This window comes from Aquibium sp. ELW1220 (assembly GCF_030398385.1).
Classification (GTDB): Bacteria; Pseudomonadota; Alphaproteobacteria; order Rhizobiales; family Rhizobiaceae; genus Aquibium.
In genome coordinates this window covers 12,997-31,019 of record NZ_JAOAOQ010000036.1, presented here as the reverse complement: position 1 = coordinate 31,019, position 18,023 = coordinate 12,997, and the positions used below count along the sequence as shown (strand labels likewise).

Below are 18,023 nucleotides of genomic sequence, written 5' to 3'. Positions count from 1 at the left end.
CGTATCGATGCGACATGAGGCGTTGCTCGATCGCCCGAAGACCTACACGAGGGAAACCATTTCCATGATGTCGATCCTGCGACGCCTCGCCATTCCCGCCTTCCTGTCGGTCGGGCTCGTCACGCCCTTGCTCTCCACGGCGTTCGTGACCGCGGCGCATGCCAGCGAGATCAAGTATGTGGTGAACAACATTCCGGTCACCAGCTACGACATCTCCCGGCGCAGCGCATTCATGAAGCTGCAGCGCCGCAACGGCAGCGCCTCCGATGCCATGATCGAGCAGGCCCTGCAGATGTCGGAGATCGCCCGGCTGCGGATCAACATCGCCGACAAGCAGGTCGACGAGGCCTATGCCCGCTTCGCTTCGGGCAACAAGCTTAAGGTGGCCCAGCTCGACCAGATCCTGGCGCAGTCCGGCGTCACCAAGCAGCACTTCAAGGACTATATCCGCGCCCAGATCGGGTGGAACCAGGCGCTCGGCGCCCGGGCGCGTGCCGAAGGACGCATGAGCGAGCAGGACGCCGTCCAGCGCATGCTGGAGAAGGGCGGCCAGAAGCCGACGGCGACCGAGTACATGCTGCAGCAGGTGATCTTCGTCGTGCCCGCCAGCGACCGGAAGACGCTGATGGCCAAGCGCAAGCGCGAGGCCGAGGCGATGCGCGCCCGCTTCAACGGCTGCAATTCGACGCGCGAATTCGCCAAGGGGCTGATCGACGTGACCGTGCGCGACCTCGGTCGCATCGTCGCCCCGGAACTGCCGCCGGAGTGGGAAAAGCCCATCAAGGCGGCCCAGCCCGGGCAGGCCACGCCGGTGCGCGAAACCGACCGCGGCATCGAGTTCATCGGCATCTGCAGCACCCGCGAGGTTTCGGACGATCGCGTGGCCCGCATGGTGTTCCAGAACGAGGCCGTCGGCGACGGCAAGGTCGACGAACTGGCCAAGAAATACCTGGACGAATTGCGCAAGAATGCGCGCATCATCAATCGCTGAGGCGCGGCCCCAGTCCCTGCCGCTGGCGTTGACCTGTGGCGATCCGTCCGGGATCGGCACGGAGCTGACGCTCGTCGCATGGTCGCAGCGCAAGGCGCTCGGCCTTCCGCCCTTCTACCTGCTGTCCGATCCGGTTCTCGTGGCAGCCCGCGCCCGCGCGCTGGGCCTGCACGTACCGCTGGAGGCGGTCTCGCGCAGCGAGGCCGTGGAGGTCTTCGGGCGGGCGCTGCCTGTAGTCAGGCTCGACAACCGTCTGGCCGATCGGCCGGGCGAACCGCTGGCGGACAACGCGGCCGGGATCGTGGAAGCGATCGACCGCGCCGTTGCAGACACGCTGGCAGGCGAGGCCGCCGCGGTGGTGACCAATCCGATCGCCAAGAAGCCGCTCTACGAAGCGGGCTTCCGATTTCCCGGACACACCGAGTACCTCGCCCACTTGGCAGCGCAGGCCTCGGGGAGCGAGGTGCGGCCGGTGATGATGATCGCAGGACCGGATCTGCGGACCATTCCCGTGACCATCCACGTCCCCCTGCGCGACGTTCCGGAGTTGCTCTCGACTGACCTGATCGTCGAGACGGCGCGCATCGCGGCGTTCGATCTGGCGCAGCGCTTCGGCATCGCCCGGCCTCGCCTGGCAATCGCCGGCCTCAATCCGCATGCCGGCGAGAATGGCGCGATGGGCGCGGAGGACGAGGCCATCGTGCGGCCCGCCGTCGAGACCCTGCAGCGCGCGGGCATCGACGCCCGGGGTCCCCTCCCCGCCGACACGCTCTTCCACGCCCGCGCGCGGCAGGGCTATGACGTCGCGATCTGCATGTATCACGACCAGGCGCTGATTCCGGCCAAGGCGCTGGCCTTCGACGAAGCCGTCAACGTCACGCTGGGCCTGCCCTTCGTGCGCACCTCGCCGGACCATGGCACGGCCTTCGACATCGCCGGGAAGGGCATCGCCCGTCCCGACAGCCTGGTGGCGGCGCTGCGGATGGCGGCGGCGCTGGCCCGCGGCCACGGACTGGCGGCAACATGACGACCGACGGGCTTCCGCCGCTGCGCGAGGTGATCGCCGCGCACGGGATTGACGCGAAGAAGTCGCTCGGGCAGAACTTCCTGCTCGACCTGAACCTGACGGGCAAGATCGCGCGTGCGGCCGGCGACCTGACGCAAAGCACGGTCATCGAAGTGGGACCCGGCCCCGGCGGACTGACCCGCGCCCTGCTGTTTTCCGGCGCACGTCGCGTGATCGCGATCGAGCGGGACGAGCGCTGCCTGGCGGCGCTGGCGCAGATCGCGGAACACTATCCCGGTCGCCTCGACGTGATCGCGGGCGACGCGATGAAGACCGACTTTTCCGCGCTCGCACCGGGCGAACCGGTGCGCATCGTGGCGAACCTGCCTTACAATATCGGGACAGAACTGCTCGTCCGCTGGCTGACGACACGCGACTGGCCACCCTTCTGGTCGTCGATGACGCTGATGTTCCAGAAGGAGGTCGCCGAGCGCATCGTGGCCGCGCCGGGGGCTGACGCCTATGGCCGGCTCGGCGTGCTGGCGGGCTGGCGGACGCAGGCGCAGATCGCCTTCGACGTGCCGCGGCAGGCCTTCACGCCACCGCCGAAGGTCACCTCGTCGGTAGTCCACCTGACGCCGCGCGCCGTCCCGCTGGCGGCCGAACTGAAGCTTCTGGAGCGTGTGACGGAGGCGGCCTTCGGCCAGCGGCGCAAGATGCTGCGCCAGAGCCTGAAGCGCGTCGGCGGTGAAACCCTGCTTGCCGAAGCCGGCATCGACGGCACGCGCAGGGCCGAGACGCTGAGCGTCGAGGAGTTCGTGCGCCTGGCGAACGGGCTCGCCGCGCCCGCCTGAGCGCCGGCTGCCGTCACTCCACCTTTTCGTCGAGCAGGCGGGTGACGTAGTCGAACAGGCCGGGGCTGCGGTCGCGGCGCAGGCGTTCCGCCGCCACGATCGAGAGCACCTGCTGATAGGCGCGGTCGAGGTCGCGGTTGATCACCACGTAATCATAGTCGCGCCAGTGCTCGATCTCCCGCCGGGCATTGGCGAGCCGTCGCGCGATCGTCTCCGCGTCGTCTTCGGCGCGGCGCTGCAGCCGGACCTTCAACTCGGCCATGGAGGGCGGCAGGATGAACACCGAGACGATGTCGCCCTGCATCTTCTCGCGCAGCTGCTCGGCCCCCTGCCAGTCGATGTCGAAGAGCATGTCGCGGCCTTCGTTCATTGCCCGCTCCGCCGGCTCGCGCGGGGTGGCGTAGAAATTGCCGTGCACTTCGGCCCATTCCAGCAACTCGTCATTGTCGCGCAGGTAGTCGAACTCGCGGCGCGAATGGAAGTGGTAGTGAACGCCATCGATCTCGCTCGACCGGCGCGGCCGCGTCGTGACGCTGACCGAGAGTTCGAAGCCCTTGTCGTTCTCGAGCAGGTTGCGCGCGATGGTCGACTTGCCGGCCCCCGACGGGGAGGACAGCACGAGCATCAGGCCGCGGCGGCGAATGCCCTCGGGCGGTGAGCGGTCGACCATGCCTCTACTCCAGATTCTGCAGCTGCTCGCGGAACTGGTCGACGACGACCTTCAGTTCCAGGCCGATCGCCGTCACGGCGGTGGCGTTCGATTTCGAACACAGCGTATTCGATTCGCGGTTGAATTCCTGCGCCAGGAAATCGAGCCGGCGGCCTGTGGCGCCGCCGGTCTCGATCATGCGGCGTGCGGCTTCGACATGCGCCTTCAGGCGGTCGATCTCCTCGCGGATGTCGGCCTTGGTGGCCAGGATCGCCGCTTCCATGTGGAGCCGGGACTCGTCGAGTGCGGCACCCGCAGCGCCCATGAGCACCCGCACCTGCGCGCCGATGCGTTCGCGGATGACGCCGGGATCGCGCGAGGGGTCGGCCTCGGCCCGCAGCACGAGCGCCTCGATCGCGGCGACCTGGCCAAGGAGGATCGAAGACAGCGCTTCGCCTTCGGCGCGGCGCGCGTGTTCGAGACCGGACAGGGCTTCGTCGAGCACGGTCAGGATGGCGGTATCGAGGGCGGTCCGCGCCTCCTCGTCATCGGCGAGTTCGGGGACCTCGAGAACGCCGCGCAGCGCCAGAAGCCCGTCGGCGGTTGCCGGCGCGCAGCCGAAGCGCGCCTGGAGCCGCTGCGCCAGCGCGGCGGCTTCCTCGAGGAAGGCCTCGTTGACGACGGGCCGCGCGGACGATCCGCTGCGAACGACCGCAAGCGACGCCTGGATGTTGCCGCGCGCGAACCTCTTCTGGATCGCCTGCTTCGCCGCCTGCTCGACCCGTTCGAGCCCCGGCGGCAGGCGCAGGCGCGCTTCCAGCCCCTTGCCGTTGACCGAGCGCAACTCCCAGGTGATCGACGCACCGTCCTGCTCCGCCGACGCGCGGGCGAAGCCGGTCATGCTCTGAACTGCCATGCTGTCCCCCGTCCGAGCCCGTCGGCTCAGTCTGCCGCCGCCGGTTCCGCTGCCCCGGTTTCCCCCGCCGGCGCAGCCGGTCCGGCCGCCGCGTTTTCGCGCCGCTTGCGCTCGATCTCACGCCAGCGCGCGACGTTCTCGTTGTGCTCCTGGAGCGTCGCCGCGAAGACGTGGCCGCCGGTGCCGTCGGCCACGAAGTAGAGATCGCTGGTCTTCGACGGGTTGGCGACCGCTTCGAGGGAGGCTCGGCCGGGCGAGGCGATCGGGCCGGGCGGCAGGCCGTTGATGGTGTAGGTGTTGTAGGGCGTCGGCTTGTCGATGTCGGAGCGGTAGATCGGCCGGTCGGCGGGCTTCCCCTTGCCACCGAAGAGGCCGTAGATGATCGTCGGATCCGACTGCAGCCGCATGCCCTTGTTGAGGCGGTTGATGAAGACGGCTGCCACGCGGGAACGCTCCTCCGCCTGGCCGGTTTCCTTCTCGACGATCGAGGCGAGCGTCACGAAATCGTTGATGTCCTCGAGCGGAAGCCCGTCGACGCGGCGCGCCCAGATGCTTTCGACGAGGCTCGCCTGGGCGGCGACCATGCGTGCGATCAGGTCCTTGCGCTCGGTACCGCGCGTGAACCGCTGCGTGTCGGCGATGAGGGTGCCTTCGGGAGGCAGTTCCGCCGGCATCTCGCCGACGAGGGCTTCATGCTCGGCGATGCGCTGGAACGCCTGCTCCACGGTCAGGCCCTCGGGAATGGTCAGGGAATAGAGCACCGACCGGCCGCTCTTCAGCAGTTCCATGATGTCCTGCATGGAGGCGCGCGGCTTGATCTCGTATTCGCCCGCCTTCAGGTCCGCGTCGGCGCCGTGGGCACGCACGCCCAGTGCGAAGATGCGCGCGTCGCTGATCAGGCCGGAGCGTTCGAGCTGGGCGCCGATCTCGCGGACGCCGGTGCTCGGCCGGACCAGCACGACCGCGCCGGTGGCGGACGGCCCGGGTCCTTCGAACTCCATCTTGCCGTAGTAGACGAGGAGGCCGGCGCCGATGGTGACGAGGAAGATCGTCGACATCAGGAAATTCAGGAAAATGACGACCTGGCTTCGGGAGGCGCGCGAACGGCGCGGCGGCGGCGTGCCCAATTCGGGGCGCAGTGCCTCATTGGCCGTCTTGGGCACGATCGGCTTCGCCGGTTCGCGGCGACGTCCGAATTCCGGCTGATTCGCGGTATCGCTCATCGGTTCAAACTCGCTCCCTCATTCCGGCATCGCTTCCCGATCGATCGCGGGAGGCAGCCGGAGTCACCGATCGCTCGCGGACGGAATCGCTTCGAAGCGCAACCCGCTCGCACATACACCATGGTCATGTCACGATGTTGCGCGCGAAGACTATCGAGGAATATGGCGAAATTGACGCCCTGGCCCGACGCTCAACCATTATACCGTTGAAAGACGAGCGAAGCGTTCGTTCCGCCGAATCCGAAGGAATTCGACAGCGCGACATCGATGCGGCGCTCGCGTGGCGTATTCGGCACGAGATCGAGCGCCGTCTCGGTCGAAGGATTGTCGAGATTGATGGTGGCGGGCGCGATGTTGTCGCGAATGGCGAGCAGGCAGAAGATGGCTTCGGCGGCTCCGGCCGCGCCAAGCAGGTGCCCGATCGACGACTTCGTCGACGACATGGAAATGCGCGATGCGGCATTTCCGACGAGGCGTTCGACGGCGCCGAGTTCGATCGTGTCGGCCATCGTCGACGTGCCGTGGGCATTGATGTAGTCGAGGTCGGACGCGTCGAGCCCGGCGCGCTTCAGCGCAGCCTTCATGCAGCGGTAGGCGCCGTCGCCATCTTCCGACGGAGCGGTGATGTGATGGGCGTCGCCCGACATGCCGTATCCGATCACTTCGCCATAGATCCTGGCGCCGCGTGCCTTGGCGTGCTCGAGTTCCTCGAGCACCACCACGCCTGCACCCTCGCCCATGACGAAACCGTCGCGATCGCGGTCATAGGGCCGGGAGGCCTTCTCGGGGGTATCGTTGTAGCTGGTCGACAGGGCGCGGCAAGCCGCGAAACCGGCGAGCGACAGCCGGTTGATGGGCGATTCCGCGCCGCCTGCCACCATCACGTCCGCGTCGCCCAGCGCGATCAGCCGGGAGGCGTCGCCGATCGCATGCGCGCCCGTCGAACAGGCGGTGACGACGGCATGATTCGGGCCCTTGAGCCCGTGACGGATCGAGACCTGGCCCGAGACCAGATTGATGATGTTGCCGGGAATGAAGAAGGGGCTGATGCGGCGCGGACCGCGTTCGTGGAGGATCAGCGCATTCTCGGCGATGCCTTCGATGCCGCCGATGCCCGAACCGATCATGACGCCGGTCGCGCACTGCTCCTCGAAGGTCTTCGGCTCCCAGCCGGAATCCTTCAGGGCCTCGTCGGCGGCGGCGATGCCGTAGGTGATGAAATCGCCGACCTTGCGCTGGTCCTTGGGTTCCAGCACATGGTCGGGATTGAAGGTGCCGTCGTCGCCCGACCCGCGCGGGATGACATTGGCGATCTTGCAGGGCAGATCACCGGTCTCGAAAGTTTCGATCCTGCGCGCGGCGCTTCTCCCCGAAAGCAGCTGCTTCCAGGAATGCTCCACGCCAGGTCCGAACGGAGACAGTAGGCCGAGGCCCGTAACGACGACACGTCTCATTGCGGGTTCCATCCGGCGCCTCGGGCGCCGGCCAATGTCAGGCCGAGGCCTTCTCGATGAACTTGACCGCGTCGCCGACGGTCAGGATGGTCTCGGCTGCATCGTCGGGAATCTCGACGCCGAATTCTTCCTCGAAGGCCATCACCAGTTCGACGGTATCCAGGCTGTCCGCGCCCAGATCGTCGATGAAGCTCGCGCCCTCGGTGACCTTCGCTTCTTCCACTCCAAGATGCTCGACGACGATCTTTTTGACGCGTTCTGCGGTATCGCTCATTGGGAAAACCCTCGACTTCGGTTCAAGTTGGTCTTCGTTAGCGGCAGGATTGCCGCTAATCAAGCTGAAAGATAGCGCTTTTCGGGTCGGTCCAATGCCGATTCCCAAGACGGCGTTTTCCTCCTGGTTGGCACTGTCCAGACGGCGAAGCCTGGACGCAGATGCCGGCTCGCGCGGCGCATAACACGAAGCCGGTGCCCCGCAAAGCCGTATTCCGCCTGCAGCCCGCGTGGAATGCACGCGAAGCGCGAACGGAACGCAGGCTCAGAACATCGCCATGCCGCCGTTGACGTGGATCGTCTGCCCGGTGACGTAGGCCGCCTCCGCCGAGGCGAGGTAGACGGCGGCGGTGGCGATCTCCAGCCCCGTCCCCATGCGCCGCATCGGGATGGCGCCCATGATGGCGTCCTTCTGCTTGTCGTTGAGCTTGTGGGTCATGGCCGATTCGATGAAGCCCGGCGCGATGCAGTTGACGGTGACGTTGCGCGACGCGATCTCCTGCGCGAGCGACTTCGAAAAGCCGATCATGCCGGCCTTGGAGGCGCAGTAGTTGGCCTGGCCGGGATTGCCGGTGACGCCGACCACCGAGGCCATGTTGATGATGCGGCCGTAGCGGCGGCGCATCATCGGATGGGTGAGTTCGCGCGTCAGGCGGAAGGTCGAGGTCAGGTTCACCTCGATCACCGCATCCCAGTCGGCATCGGACATGCGCACGAACAGGCCGTCGCGGGTGATGCCGGCATTGTTGACGAGAATGTCGACGCCCTCGAGATCCGCTTCCGCCTTCTGCGCCAGCGCCTTGACCTCGTCGCGGTTCGACAGGTCGGCCGGGAAGACCTTCACCCGGTCGCCGAGCTCGGCAGCGAGCGCCTCGAGCTTCTCGACGCGCGTGCCGTGCAGGCCAACGGTGGCGCCCTGGCCGTGCAGGGCACGCGCCACCGCCTCGCCGATGCCGCCGGAGGCGCCGGTCACGAGAGCCTTGCGGCCGGTCAGATCGAACATGTCGCTATCCTTTCCCAGTTTCGCGCGCGGCGGCGGCCGCGGCAGGGTGCATTCTCAGGCGAGCGCGGCCAGCGCTGCGTCGATGTCGGCCGGCGTGTTGACGGCGGCTGTCGCGGTGTCGCGGCTGATGCGGCGGGCGAGCCCGCAGAGCACCTTGCCGGAGCCGATCTCATAGAGCGTGCCCACGCCGCTGGCGGCGAACCATTCGACGGTCTCGCGCCAGCGGACCCGGCCGGTGACCTGCTCCACGAGCCGCAGGCGGATCTCGTCCGGGTCGGAGATCGGGCTGACCGTGACGTTGGCCACGACCGGCACGACGGGCGCCCGCATCTCGACGGCCGCCAGCGCCTCGCGCATGGCATCGGCCGCGGGCGCCATCAGCGCTGAGTGGAAGGGAGCGGAGACCGACAGCATCAGGGCGCGCTTCGCACCCATTTCCGTGCACAGGCGCGCGGCGTGATCGACGGCCGCCTTCGACCCGGAGATGACGAGCTGTCCGCCGCCATTGTCGTTGGCGATCTGGCAGACGCCGCCCTCGGCCGCGGCGCAGGCCTGCTCGACCTTGTCCTGGTCGAGCCCGAGGATGGCCGCCATGGCGCCCTCTCCCGCCGGAACCGCCGCCTGCATGGCGTTGCCGCGGATGCGCAGCAGCCGCGCCGTGTCGGCCAGCGAGAACACGCCGGCGGCACAGAGTGCGGAATATTCGCCGAGCGAATGGCCGGCGACGTAGGCCACCTTGTCCTGGAGCACCAGGCCGCGCGCCTGCATGACGCGCAGCGCGGCCATCGACACCGCCATCAGCGCCGGCTGCGCATTGGCGGTGAGCGTCAGGGTCTCTTCCGGCCCCTCCCACATGACGGCCGAGAGCGTCTCGCCCAGCGCCGCGTCGACCTCGTCGAAGACGGCGCGGGCCTCGGGGAAGGCTTCCGCAAGATCGCGGCCCATTCCGACGGACTGGCTGCCCTGGCCCGGAAAGGTGAATGCGATTGCCATCAGACGTCCTCCGCTCGCTCGAACTCGCCTGCCTGTGACGCAGGAGCGGGCGGGAAGTCAAGGGCGGGGGCATTTCGGGACAGGACGGCCGAAGGCGGCCTGCGGCGGCGTCCGGTCGCGCCGGGCCCCTCCCCCTGTCGCTCGCCCGGTCAGCCCGCCGGCAGCGCCGTCTCGACCAGCTTTGCCCAGTACGAGCAGCCGACGGGGATGATCTCGTCGTTGAAGTCGTATTCGGGGTGGTGGACGTAAGGGCCGTCGCCCTGGCCGATATAGATGAAGGCGCCGGGCCGGGCCTCCAGCATGAAGGCGAAGTCCTCGCCGCCCATCACCTGCGGCGTGTTCACGTCGACGCGGTCGCCGACGACCTGGCGGGCGACGCTCGCCGCGAAATCGGTCTGAAGAGAGTGGTTGGACAGCACGGGGTAGTGGCGCTGGTAGTCGAGGGTCGCCTTGGCGCCGAAAGCCCGCGCGGTATGCTCGACCACCTCGGTCATGCGCTCTTCCAGCTGGTCGCGGACGGCGGCCGACAGCGTGCGCGCGGTTCCGGTCAGCCTCGCGGTCTGCGGGATCACGTTGAAGGCGTCGCCTGCCTTGAAGGTGGTGACGGACACGACCGCCGCCTCGATCGGATCGACGTTGCGCGCCACCACCGACTGCAGCGCGGTCATGATGTGGGCGCCGACGAGCGTTGTGTCGATGCAGCGCTGCGGCCGCGCGGCATGGCCGCCGATCCCCTCGATGTCGATGACGAACATGTCGGCTGCCGCCATCATGGAGCCGCTGCGGATGGCAAACGAGCCGGTGGGCAGCCCCGGCGCATTGTGCATGCCATAGACCTCGTCGATGGCGAAACGGTCCATCATCCCCTCCTCGACCATCTCGCGCCCGCCGCCGCCGCCTTCCTCCGCCGGCTGGAAGATGACCACTGCCGTGCCGTCGAAATTGCGCGTCTCGGCAAGGTAGCGCGCCGCGCCGAGCAGCATCGCGGTATGCCCGTCATGGCCGCAGGCATGCATGATGCCGGCATTCCTCGACTTGTAGGGATGGTCGAGCACTTCCTGGATCGGCAGCGCGTCCATGTCGGCGCGCAGGCCGATCGCCCGGCCGCTGCCGGTCTTGCGGCCGCGGATCACGCCGACCACGCCGGTGCGGCCGATGCCCGTCACCACCTCGTCGACACCGAATTCGCGCAGCTTCTCGGCCACCAGAGCCGCCGTGCGGTGGACGTCGAACTGGAGTTCCGGATGGGCGTGGATGTCGCGGCGCCAGGCGGTGACGTCGTCATGGAATTCGGCGATGCGGTTGACGATGGGCATTGCGTTCTTCTCCTTGTTCGCTCGGACCCGGACTTTGCCTCAACCAGCGGGTGGCGCAAGCCCGGAACCGGCGATCGGCCTTCGAATACCTTGCGGGGCGGAACTGCAAATCCCATGTAGCCGCCATCTTTCCGGCAAGGACGAAGGAATCTCATGGGCATCTGGACCAACCTTCTGCTCGTCATCGCCGGCATGGCGCTGCTGTTCGGCGGTGGCGAGTTCCTGGTCCGCGGCGCAGTGGCGCTGGCCCGCCGCTACGGCGTCTCGGAACTCGTGATCGGGCTGACGATCGTCGGGTTCGCGACGTCGACACCCGAGCTGCTGGTCTCGGTCCAGGCCGCCTGGAACGGCATTCCCGAGATCGCCATCGGCAACGTCGTCGGCTCGAACATCGCCAATATCCTGCTGATCGGCGGCTTCACCGCGCTGTTTGCCTCAAGGATCGTGCCTGGCGACGAGATCCGCCGCGAACTGCGCGTCATGCTCGGGGCGTCGGCGCTGCTGCTCCTCGCCGCCGCATGGGGTGCCATCCCGCGGCTCGGCGGCCTTGCGCTCTTTCTCCTTCTGGCCACCTATCTCGGCTTGCATCTTCGCGCCGCAAGCAGCGCATCGAGCGCCACGGGCGGTCTCGACAGACCGGACATGGCCACCGCAGAGCCGGTGTGGCGGGCGCTGCTGGCGCTGGCCGCCGGCCTCGCCATGCTCTTCGTCGGCGCCGGCTGGCTGGTGGACGGCGCATCCTCGATCGCCCGGTCGATCGGGGTGTCGGAGGCCGTGATCGGCCTGACCGTGGTTGCGCTCGGAACCAGCCTGCCGGAACTCGCCACCTCCGTCGTGGCCGCATGGCGCGGCCGCAGCGAAGTGGCGGTCGGCAACGTGATCGGCTCCAACATCTTCAACATCCTCGGCATTCTCGGCGTGACCGCGATGATCGAGCCGCTGGCGATCGCCAGCCGCTTCCTGTGGCTCGACGTGCCGTTGATGCTTGGCGTCAGCGTCCTGTTCGCTGCGGCGGTGGTGGTGCGCAACGGCCTTGGACGCGGGAGTGGTACGCTCATGCTGTCCGGCTACCTGGCCTATACGGTGGCGCTGTTCGTGCTGCCGGGCTGAGCATCGGCCGCGCCGGCCTTGCCAAGCCGCGGCGCCTCCGGTATAGCGCGCCCACTCTGCCGGTTCCGATTGGGGGCTGAACGGAGGGCTCGCGCGTTTTCCGGACCCGTCCGAACGATGCGTGTGTGAAGGCAAGGGTCCTTCCGCCTCCCGTGTCTCCGCTCTCGACCGTCTCATCGATGCGTCTTTCTTCGCCCGTCCTGCGGGTAAAGGCAGTCGCAGAGGCTTAGCCATCGGGCGCCGGGCAGTGAAACGAAGAAAGGCAAGAACGAGCATGGCTCTCTACGAACATGTGTTTCTCGCCCGCCAGGATCTGTCCTCGCAGCAGGTCGACGCGCTTGTGGAATCCTACAAGGGCGTCATCGAAGCGAATGGCGGCAGCATCGGCCGGGTCGAGAACTGGGGACTGAAGTCCCTGACCTACCGCATCAACAAGAACCGCAAGGCGTATTACACGCTCATGGACATCACCGCCCCGGCGGCGGCGATCCAGGAGATGGAACGCCAGATGGGCCTGTCGGAAGACGTGCTCCGCTTCATGACCGTCCGGGTCGAGAAGCATGAGGAAGGCGTCTCTGCGATGATGCAGAAGCGTGAAGAGCGCAGCGAACGTGGCGGCGACCGCTTCGGCGACCGTCCCCGCTTCGGCGACCGCGATCGCGGCGACCGTGGCGACCGTCCGCCGCGCGGCGATCGTGAAGACCGTGGCCCGCGCCGTCCGCGCGAGCAGTCCGAAGGGGGAGCGCATTAATGGTCGACATCAACCAGATCCCGACACGCCGGCCCTTCCATCGCCGCCGCAAGACCTGCCCGTTCTCCGGCGCGAATGCACCGAAGATCGACTACAAGGACGTGCGCCTGCTGCAGCGCTACATCTCCGAGCGCGGCAAGATCGTGCCGTCGCGCATCACCGCCGTCAGCCAGAAGAAGCAGCGCGAACTCGCCCAGGCGATCAAGCGCGCCCGCTTCCTCGGCCTGCTGCCCTACGTGGTGAAGTGAATTCGAGGCCGGGCGCCAGCGCCCGGCCCCTTCCCCGCTTCGGGTGCGGCGGAAGCACGAGAAATCCCGAGTTGGGCCGGACACGGCCCTAACTGCCATGACGGGCAGGACAGCGACCGGCGGACCTCGTCCGTCTCACGTTCCTGACCGTCCATTCGCCATCGCGGCCGCCACAGCGGCCCAGAGACAAGGACCAGGATCATGGACGTCATCCTCCTCGAGCGCATTTCCCGCCTCGGCCAGATGGGCGACACCGTCAAGGTGCGCGACGGCTTTGCGCGCAACTTCCTTCTGCCGCAGGGCAAGGCGCTTCGTGCGAACGAGGCCAACAAGAAGAAGTTCGAAGGCCAGCGCGCCCAGCTCGAAGCCCGCAACCTCGAGCGCAAGAGCGAGGCCGAGGCCGTCGCCGAGAAGCTCGACGGCCAGAGCTTCATCGTCGTGCGTTCCGCCGGCGAGACCGGCCAGCTCTACGGCTCGGTGTCGACCCGCGACATTTCCGACCTGCTCACCGAAGAGGGCTTCACGGTCGGCCGCAACCAGGTCGAGCTGAACAACCCGATCAAGGCGATCGGCCTCACCAACGTGGTGATCGCGCTGCATCCGGAAGTCGAGGTCACGATCACCCTCAACATCGCCCGCTCGGCCGACGAGGCGGAGCGCCAGGCGAAGGGCGAGAAGCTCGATTCGCTCGAGGCGATCTACGGCGACGACATCAACGAGAACGCCCGCCCGGACGCGTTCTTCGAGGGTGGCGAGGACGACGAAGAGGCCTGAGCCTTTCCGCTTCGCGCTTCGCGAAACCGACCCAAGGACATCGATACCCGGGAGCCACTCCCGGGTATTTTTTTGCGTCCGCATCCGGTGCCGACGACATCGGCGTCCGCGGCCTCGCGCCGCCGTTCTTTTCCTGTTTTGTTCCGCTCCGCCGCCGGCTATTCTGGTGCTTCGATTCGCGTCAACCGGAATCGTCGGTAATCCCCGGGCATGGGCGTCTTGGGTGTGGACGAGTGTGAATCACGGGTCGTCGTCGAATTTAGGGACCCATGCCCCGCGAACATCTGATAGGCCGGTGGCCGGCAGGGATCAGACGGAACGACAATGGCAGAAGCAGTCCGAAAGCTCGGCGTGGCGGAGACGCCGCTCTATCGCGAAGCGCCCAACAACATCGAGGCCGAGCAGGCGCTGCTGGGCGCCATCCTCGTCAACAACGACGCGTTCTATCGCGTTTCGGATTTCCTGAAGCCGACCCATTTCTACGAGCCGCTGCACCGCAAGATCTTCGAGATCGCGGGCGAGCTGATTCGCATGGGCAAGTCGGCCAACCCGGTGACGATGAAGACCTTCCTGCCGGCCGACGGCAAGGTCGGCGACATGACGGTCGCTCACTATCTCGCGCGGCTTGCCGCCGAGGCGGTCACCATCATCAACGCGGCCGACTATGGCCGGGCGATCTACGACCTCGCCACGCGCCGCGCGCTGATCACCGTCGGCGAGGACATGGTCAACATCGCCTATGACGCGCCGGTGGACATGTCGCCGTCGGAGCAGATCGAGGATGCCGAGCGGCGGCTGTTCGAGCTGGCCGAGACCGGCCGCTACGACGGCGGCTTCCAGAGCTTCTCGGACGCGGTGACGACGGCCATCGACGTGGCCAACGCCGCCTACATGCGCGAGGGACATCTTTCGGGCGTCTCGACCGGCCTGCGCGACGTGGACCGGAAACTCGGCGGACTGCAGTCGTCCGACCTGATCATCCTCGCCGGTCGCCCGGCAATGGGCAAGACGTCGCTCGCCACCAACATCGCCTTCAACATCGCGGCCGCCTACAAGCCGGCACAGCAGGCGGACGGTTCCTACAAGGCCGAGCGGGGCGGCGTCGTCGGCTTCTTCTCGCTCGAAATGTCGGCCGAGCAGCTCGCCACCCGCATCATCTCGGAGCAGACGGAGATCTCGTCGTCGAAGATCCGCCGCGGCGAGATCACGGAGACGGATTTCGAGAAGCTCGTGGGCTGTGCGCAGATGATGCAGAAGACGCCGCTCTTCATCGACCAGACCGGCGGCATCTCGATCGCGCAGCTCGCCGCCCGCGCCCGCCGCCTGAAGCGCCAGCGCGGGCTCGACGTGATCGTCATCGACTACGTGCAGCTGATGCAGGGCTCCTCGGCGAAGTCGAGCCAGAACCGGGTGCAGGAGATCACCGAGATCACCACCGGCCTCAAGGCGCTGGCCAAGGAACTCCACGTGCCGATCATCGCGCTGTCGCAGCTGTCGCGCCAGGTCGAAAGCCGCGACGACAAGCGGCCGCAGCTGTCGGATCTGCGCGAATCGGGCTCGATCGAGCAGGACGCCGACGTCGTGCTCTTCGTCTATCGCGACGAGTACTACATGCAGAACAAGCAGCCGGAGGAAGGCACCCCCGAATACGAGGAGTGGCGGCTGAAGTTCGAGCGGGTCAAGGGCAAGGCCGAGCTCATCATCGCCAAGCAGCGCCACGGCCCGACCGGCACGGTCGAACTGGCCTTCGAAGGCCAGTTCACGCGATTCTCGGATCTGGCCGAGGAAGACCGCATGCCGGAGCGCCTCGAGTAGCGCCGTGGGAGATCCGGTCCACATCCGCGAGAGCGGCCCGCGCTCCGACCTGGCCGGCGGCCTGGTCATGATCGACCTGCGCGCCCTGCGTTCGAATTACCGCGCACTGTCGAAGGTGGCCGGGCGGGCGCGCGTGGCCGGCGTGGTGAAGGCCGACGCCTATGGCCTGGGCATCGCCGAGGTCGTGCCGGCGCTCGCCGCGGAAGGCTGCGACACCTTCTTCGTCGCCACCGCGGACGAAGGGATGGCGGCGCGCCGTGCGGCGGCGCACGCCCGCATCTTCGTGCTCAACGGCCTGTACAGCGAGGAGGCCGCCGGCCTCTTCGCGGCGCATCGCCTGACGCCGGTCCTCAGCGGCGCGCTCGACATCGCGCTGTGGGAGCGGCACTGCGCCACCCACGGTTCCGACAGGTCCTGCGGGCTGCAGGTGGACACCGGCCTCAACCGGCTCGGCCTGACCGTCCAGCAGGCCCGGGCCTTCGCCGCCGACAACGCCCTGACGCGTGCCGTCGAGCCCGTGCTGGTGATGAGCCACCTCGCCTGCGGCGACGAGCGCAACCATCCGCTGAACCGGCGCCAGGTTGAAGCCTTCGGCGCGGTGCGCGCCGCCTTTCCGGGCGTCCCCGCCAGCCTCGCCAATTCCTCGGGCCTGCTGCTCGGCCGCGAATATCACCTCGATCTCGTCCGGCCGGGCATCGCCGTCTACGGCGGCGCGCCGTCGTCCGGCGTCAAGATGAAGACCGTGGTGACGGCCGAGGCGCGCGTGCTGCAGGTGCGGCGCGCGCAGGTCGGCGAGGCGGTGAGCTACGGCGCGACGCATCTGCTCGATCGCGACACGCTGGTGGCGGTCGCGGCCGTCGGCTACGCGGACGGACTGCCGCGCTCGGCCTCCGGCAGCGGCGTGCCGCTGCGCGGCGTCCTGCCGGGTGGCTTCGGCTCCATCAAGGGCAGGCGCGTACCGATTCTTGGCCGCGTCACCATGGATCTGACGATGTTCGACGTCACCGACCTCGGGCCCGACGCGGTCGCCGCCGGCGACTTCATCCAGCTGTTCGGGACCGACCTGCCCATCGACGAGGCGGCGCGGGCGGCGGGGACGATCGCCTACGAACTGCTGACCGGCCTGTCGCGCCGCTACACCCGCTTCCATGTCGGGGTCGAGGGAGACCGGCAATCGTGACCGCCTGCAACCGCCCTGCCCCGTCGCCGTCCACCGCCATGGAACCCTGATGGCCAAATCGCGCGTCCAGTTCATCTGCCAGAATTGCGGCACCGTCCACACGCGATGGGCGGGCAAGTGCGACGCCTGCGGCGAGTGGAACACGCTGATCGAGGAGGGCACGTCGGGCGGCATCGGCGCGGGTCCGGCCTCGACGCGCAGCGCCCGCAAGGGCCGCGCCGTCGTGCTCACCTCGCTGTCGGGCGACATCGAGGACGCGCCGCGCATCGCCAGCGGCATCGGCGAACTCGACCGGGCGACCGGCGGCGGCTTCGTGCGCGGCTCGGCGCTGCTGGTCGGCGGCGACCCCGGCATCGGCAAGTCGACGCTGCTCACCCAGGCGGCCGCCGCGCTGGCCAGGCAGGGCCACCGCATCGTCTACGTCTCGGGCGAGGAGGCGGTGGCGCAGATCCGGCTGCGCGCGCAGCGGCTCGGCGCGGCCGACGCGCCGGTGGAACTGGCCGCCGAGACCAATGTCGAGGACATCCTGGCCACCATTGCCGAAGGCCGGCGGCCGGACCTGCTGATCCTCGATTCGATCCAGACGCTGTGGACCGACATGGCCGATTCCGCGCCGGGCACGGTGACGCAGGTGCGCGCCTCCGCCCAGGCGATGATCCGCTATGCGAAGTCGACGGGCGCCGCGATCGTGCTCGTCGGGCACGTCACCAAGGAGGGCCAGATCGCCGGCCCCCGCGTGGTGGAGCACATGGTGGACGGCGTGCTCTACTTCGAGGGCGAAGGCGGGCACCACTACCGCATCCTGCGCACGGTCAAGAACCGCTTCGGCCCGACCGACGAGATCGGCGTGTTCGAGATGTCCGACAAGGGCCTGCGCGAGGTGTCGAACCCGTCGGAGCTGTTCCTCGGCGAGCGCAGCACCAAGGCGCCGGGTGCTGCCGTCTTCGCCGGCATGGAAGGCACGCGGCCGGTGCTGGTGGAGATCCAGGCGCTGGTGGCGCCCTCGCCGCTCGGCACGCCGCGGCGCGCCGTGGTGGGGTGGGACTCCTCGCGGCTGTCGATGATCCTCGCCGTGCTGGAGGCGCATTGCGGCATCCGCTTCGCGCAGCACGACGTCTACCTCAACGTGGCGGGCGGCTACCGCATTTCCGAGCCGGCCGCCGACCTTGCGGTGGCGGCGGCGCTGGTTTCCTCCCTCACCGGACTTGCCCTGCCTGCGGATTGTGTCTATTTCGGCGAAATCAGCCTTTCGGGCGCCGTCCGGCCTGTCGCTCATGCACAGCAACGGTTGAAAGAGGCCGAAAAACTGGGCTTCGGGCAGGGCGTCCTGCCGGCCGGCAGCGGAGAGATCGCAGGTGCGATCGCGACGCGGTCGTTCCAGCCGGGCGCGCTCGTCGATCTCGTCGCGAAGATCGCGGGGACGAAGCGCAGCAGGGACGCAGACTGACGCGGTGCTTGGAACGGAGT

Annotated in this window: 18 protein-coding genes; 10 read left to right on the top strand and 8 right to left on the bottom strand. The window is 68.0% G+C overall.

The window, feature by feature from the left end; translation table 11 throughout:
• The first annotated feature begins 67 nt into the window (after nucleotides 1–67).
• The 3 genes from N1F91_RS24110 to rsmA are packed head-to-tail and all read left to right on the top strand — an operon-like array spanning nucleotide 68 to nucleotide 2,851.
• On the top strand, nucleotides 68–991 hold the full coding sequence (locus tag N1F91_RS24110) for a peptidylprolyl isomerase (protein ID WP_289996030.1): 924 nt from the start codon (nucleotides 68–70) through the stop codon (nucleotides 989–991).
• Entirely contained in the window at nucleotides 969–2,018 is a 1,050-nt protein-coding gene (pdxA, locus tag N1F91_RS24105; RefSeq protein WP_289996001.1) for a 4-hydroxythreonine-4-phosphate dehydrogenase PdxA, read from the top strand. Before N1F91_RS24110 ends, pdxA begins: the two co-directional genes overlap by 23 nt.
• A complete protein-coding gene (gene rsmA / locus N1F91_RS24100) occupies nucleotides 2,015–2,851 on the top strand; it encodes a 16S rRNA (adenine(1518)-N(6)/adenine(1519)-N(6))-dimethyltransferase RsmA (RefSeq protein ID WP_289996000.1) in 837 nt (278 codons plus the stop codon). Before pdxA ends, rsmA begins: the two co-directional genes overlap by 4 nt.
• Nucleotides 2,852–2,864: 13 nt before the next feature.
• On the opposite strand, the gene gmk is transcribed toward rsmA, so the two are convergent.
• The 8 genes from gmk to N1F91_RS24060 all read right to left on the bottom strand — a co-directional run bounded on the left by gmk (nucleotide 2,865) and on the right by N1F91_RS24060 (nucleotide 10,678).
• The gene (gene gmk, locus N1F91_RS24095; protein ID WP_289995998.1) at nucleotides 2,865–3,521 is read right to left on the bottom strand and encodes a guanylate kinase; all 657 of its coding nucleotides are present in this window, start codon (nucleotides 3,519–3,521) and stop codon (nucleotides 2,865–2,867) included.
• Nucleotides 3,522–3,525: 4 nt separating this feature from the next.
• On the bottom strand, nucleotides 3,526–4,416 hold the full coding sequence (locus tag N1F91_RS24090) for a YicC/YloC family endoribonuclease (RefSeq protein ID WP_289995997.1): 891 nt from the start codon (nucleotides 4,414–4,416) through the stop codon (nucleotides 3,526–3,528).
• A gap of 26 nt (nucleotides 4,417–4,442) precedes the next feature.
• Nucleotides 4,443–5,639: an endolytic transglycosylase MltG gene (gene mltG / locus N1F91_RS24085; RefSeq protein ID WP_289995995.1), complete on the bottom strand. Its 1,197-nt coding sequence runs from the start codon at nucleotides 5,637–5,639 to the stop codon at nucleotides 4,443–4,445.
• 191 nt (nucleotides 5,640–5,830) lie between these two features.
• A complete protein-coding gene (gene fabF / locus N1F91_RS24080; protein WP_289995993.1) occupies nucleotides 5,831–7,093 on the bottom strand; it encodes a beta-ketoacyl-ACP synthase II in 1,263 nt (420 codons plus the stop codon).
• Nucleotides 7,094–7,130: 37 nt separating this feature from the next.
• Nucleotides 7,131–7,367, bottom strand: coding sequence for an acyl carrier protein (locus N1F91_RS24075; protein ID WP_126700444.1), 237 nt, complete (start codon nucleotides 7,365–7,367; stop codon nucleotides 7,131–7,133).
• Between the two features lie 264 nt (nucleotides 7,368–7,631).
• Nucleotides 7,632–8,369, bottom strand: a complete 738-nt coding sequence (gene fabG / locus N1F91_RS24070) for a 3-oxoacyl-[acyl-carrier-protein] reductase (RefSeq protein WP_289995992.1) — start codon at nucleotides 8,367–8,369, stop codon at nucleotides 7,632–7,634.
• A gap of 54 nt (nucleotides 8,370–8,423) precedes the next feature.
• Entirely contained in the window at nucleotides 8,424–9,362 is a 939-nt protein-coding gene (gene fabD, locus N1F91_RS24065) for an ACP S-malonyltransferase (protein ID WP_289995990.1), read from the bottom strand.
• Between the two features lie 149 nt (nucleotides 9,363–9,511).
• A complete protein-coding gene (locus N1F91_RS24060; RefSeq protein ID WP_289995989.1) occupies nucleotides 9,512–10,678 on the bottom strand; it encodes a M20 aminoacylase family protein in 1,167 nt (388 codons plus the stop codon).
• Nucleotides 10,679–10,831: 153 nt separating this feature from the next.
• Here N1F91_RS24060 and N1F91_RS24055 point away from each other — a divergent pair, with 153 nt between their 5' ends.
• The 7 genes from N1F91_RS24055 to radA all read left to right on the top strand — a co-directional run bounded on the left by N1F91_RS24055 (nucleotide 10,832) and on the right by radA (nucleotide 18,003).
• Nucleotides 10,832–11,788, top strand: a complete 957-nt coding sequence (locus tag N1F91_RS24055; RefSeq protein ID WP_289995986.1) for a calcium/sodium antiporter — start codon at nucleotides 10,832–10,834, stop codon at nucleotides 11,786–11,788.
• Between the two features lie 274 nt (nucleotides 11,789–12,062).
• The gene (gene rpsF, locus N1F91_RS24050) at nucleotides 12,063–12,539 is read left to right on the top strand and encodes a 30S ribosomal protein S6 (RefSeq protein WP_289995984.1); all 477 of its coding nucleotides are present in this window, start codon (nucleotides 12,063–12,065) and stop codon (nucleotides 12,537–12,539) included.
• On the top strand, nucleotides 12,539–12,787 hold the full coding sequence (rpsR, locus tag N1F91_RS24045; protein ID WP_018427106.1) for a 30S ribosomal protein S18: 249 nt from the start codon (nucleotides 12,539–12,541) through the stop codon (nucleotides 12,785–12,787). Before rpsF ends, rpsR begins: the two co-directional genes overlap by 1 nt.
• A 201-nt stretch (nucleotides 12,788–12,988) precedes the next feature.
• Nucleotides 12,989–13,561, top strand: a complete 573-nt coding sequence (rplI, locus tag N1F91_RS24040; protein ID WP_289995972.1) for a 50S ribosomal protein L9 — start codon at nucleotides 12,989–12,991, stop codon at nucleotides 13,559–13,561.
• Between the two features lie 324 nt (nucleotides 13,562–13,885).
• Nucleotides 13,886–15,376 (top strand): replicative DNA helicase, encoded by a 1,491-nt coding sequence (locus tag N1F91_RS24035; RefSeq protein WP_289995971.1) that lies wholly within the window; start codon nucleotides 13,886–13,888, stop codon nucleotides 15,374–15,376.
• Nucleotides 15,377–15,380: 4 nt separating this feature from the next.
• Entirely contained in the window at nucleotides 15,381–16,556 is a 1,176-nt protein-coding gene (alr, locus tag N1F91_RS24030) for an alanine racemase (protein ID WP_289995970.1), read from the top strand.
• Between the two features lie 49 nt (nucleotides 16,557–16,605).
• The gene (radA, locus tag N1F91_RS24025) at nucleotides 16,606–18,003 is read left to right on the top strand and encodes a DNA repair protein RadA (RefSeq protein WP_289995967.1); all 1,398 of its coding nucleotides are present in this window, start codon (nucleotides 16,606–16,608) and stop codon (nucleotides 18,001–18,003) included.
• Nucleotides 18,004–18,023 lie beyond the last annotated feature (20 nt).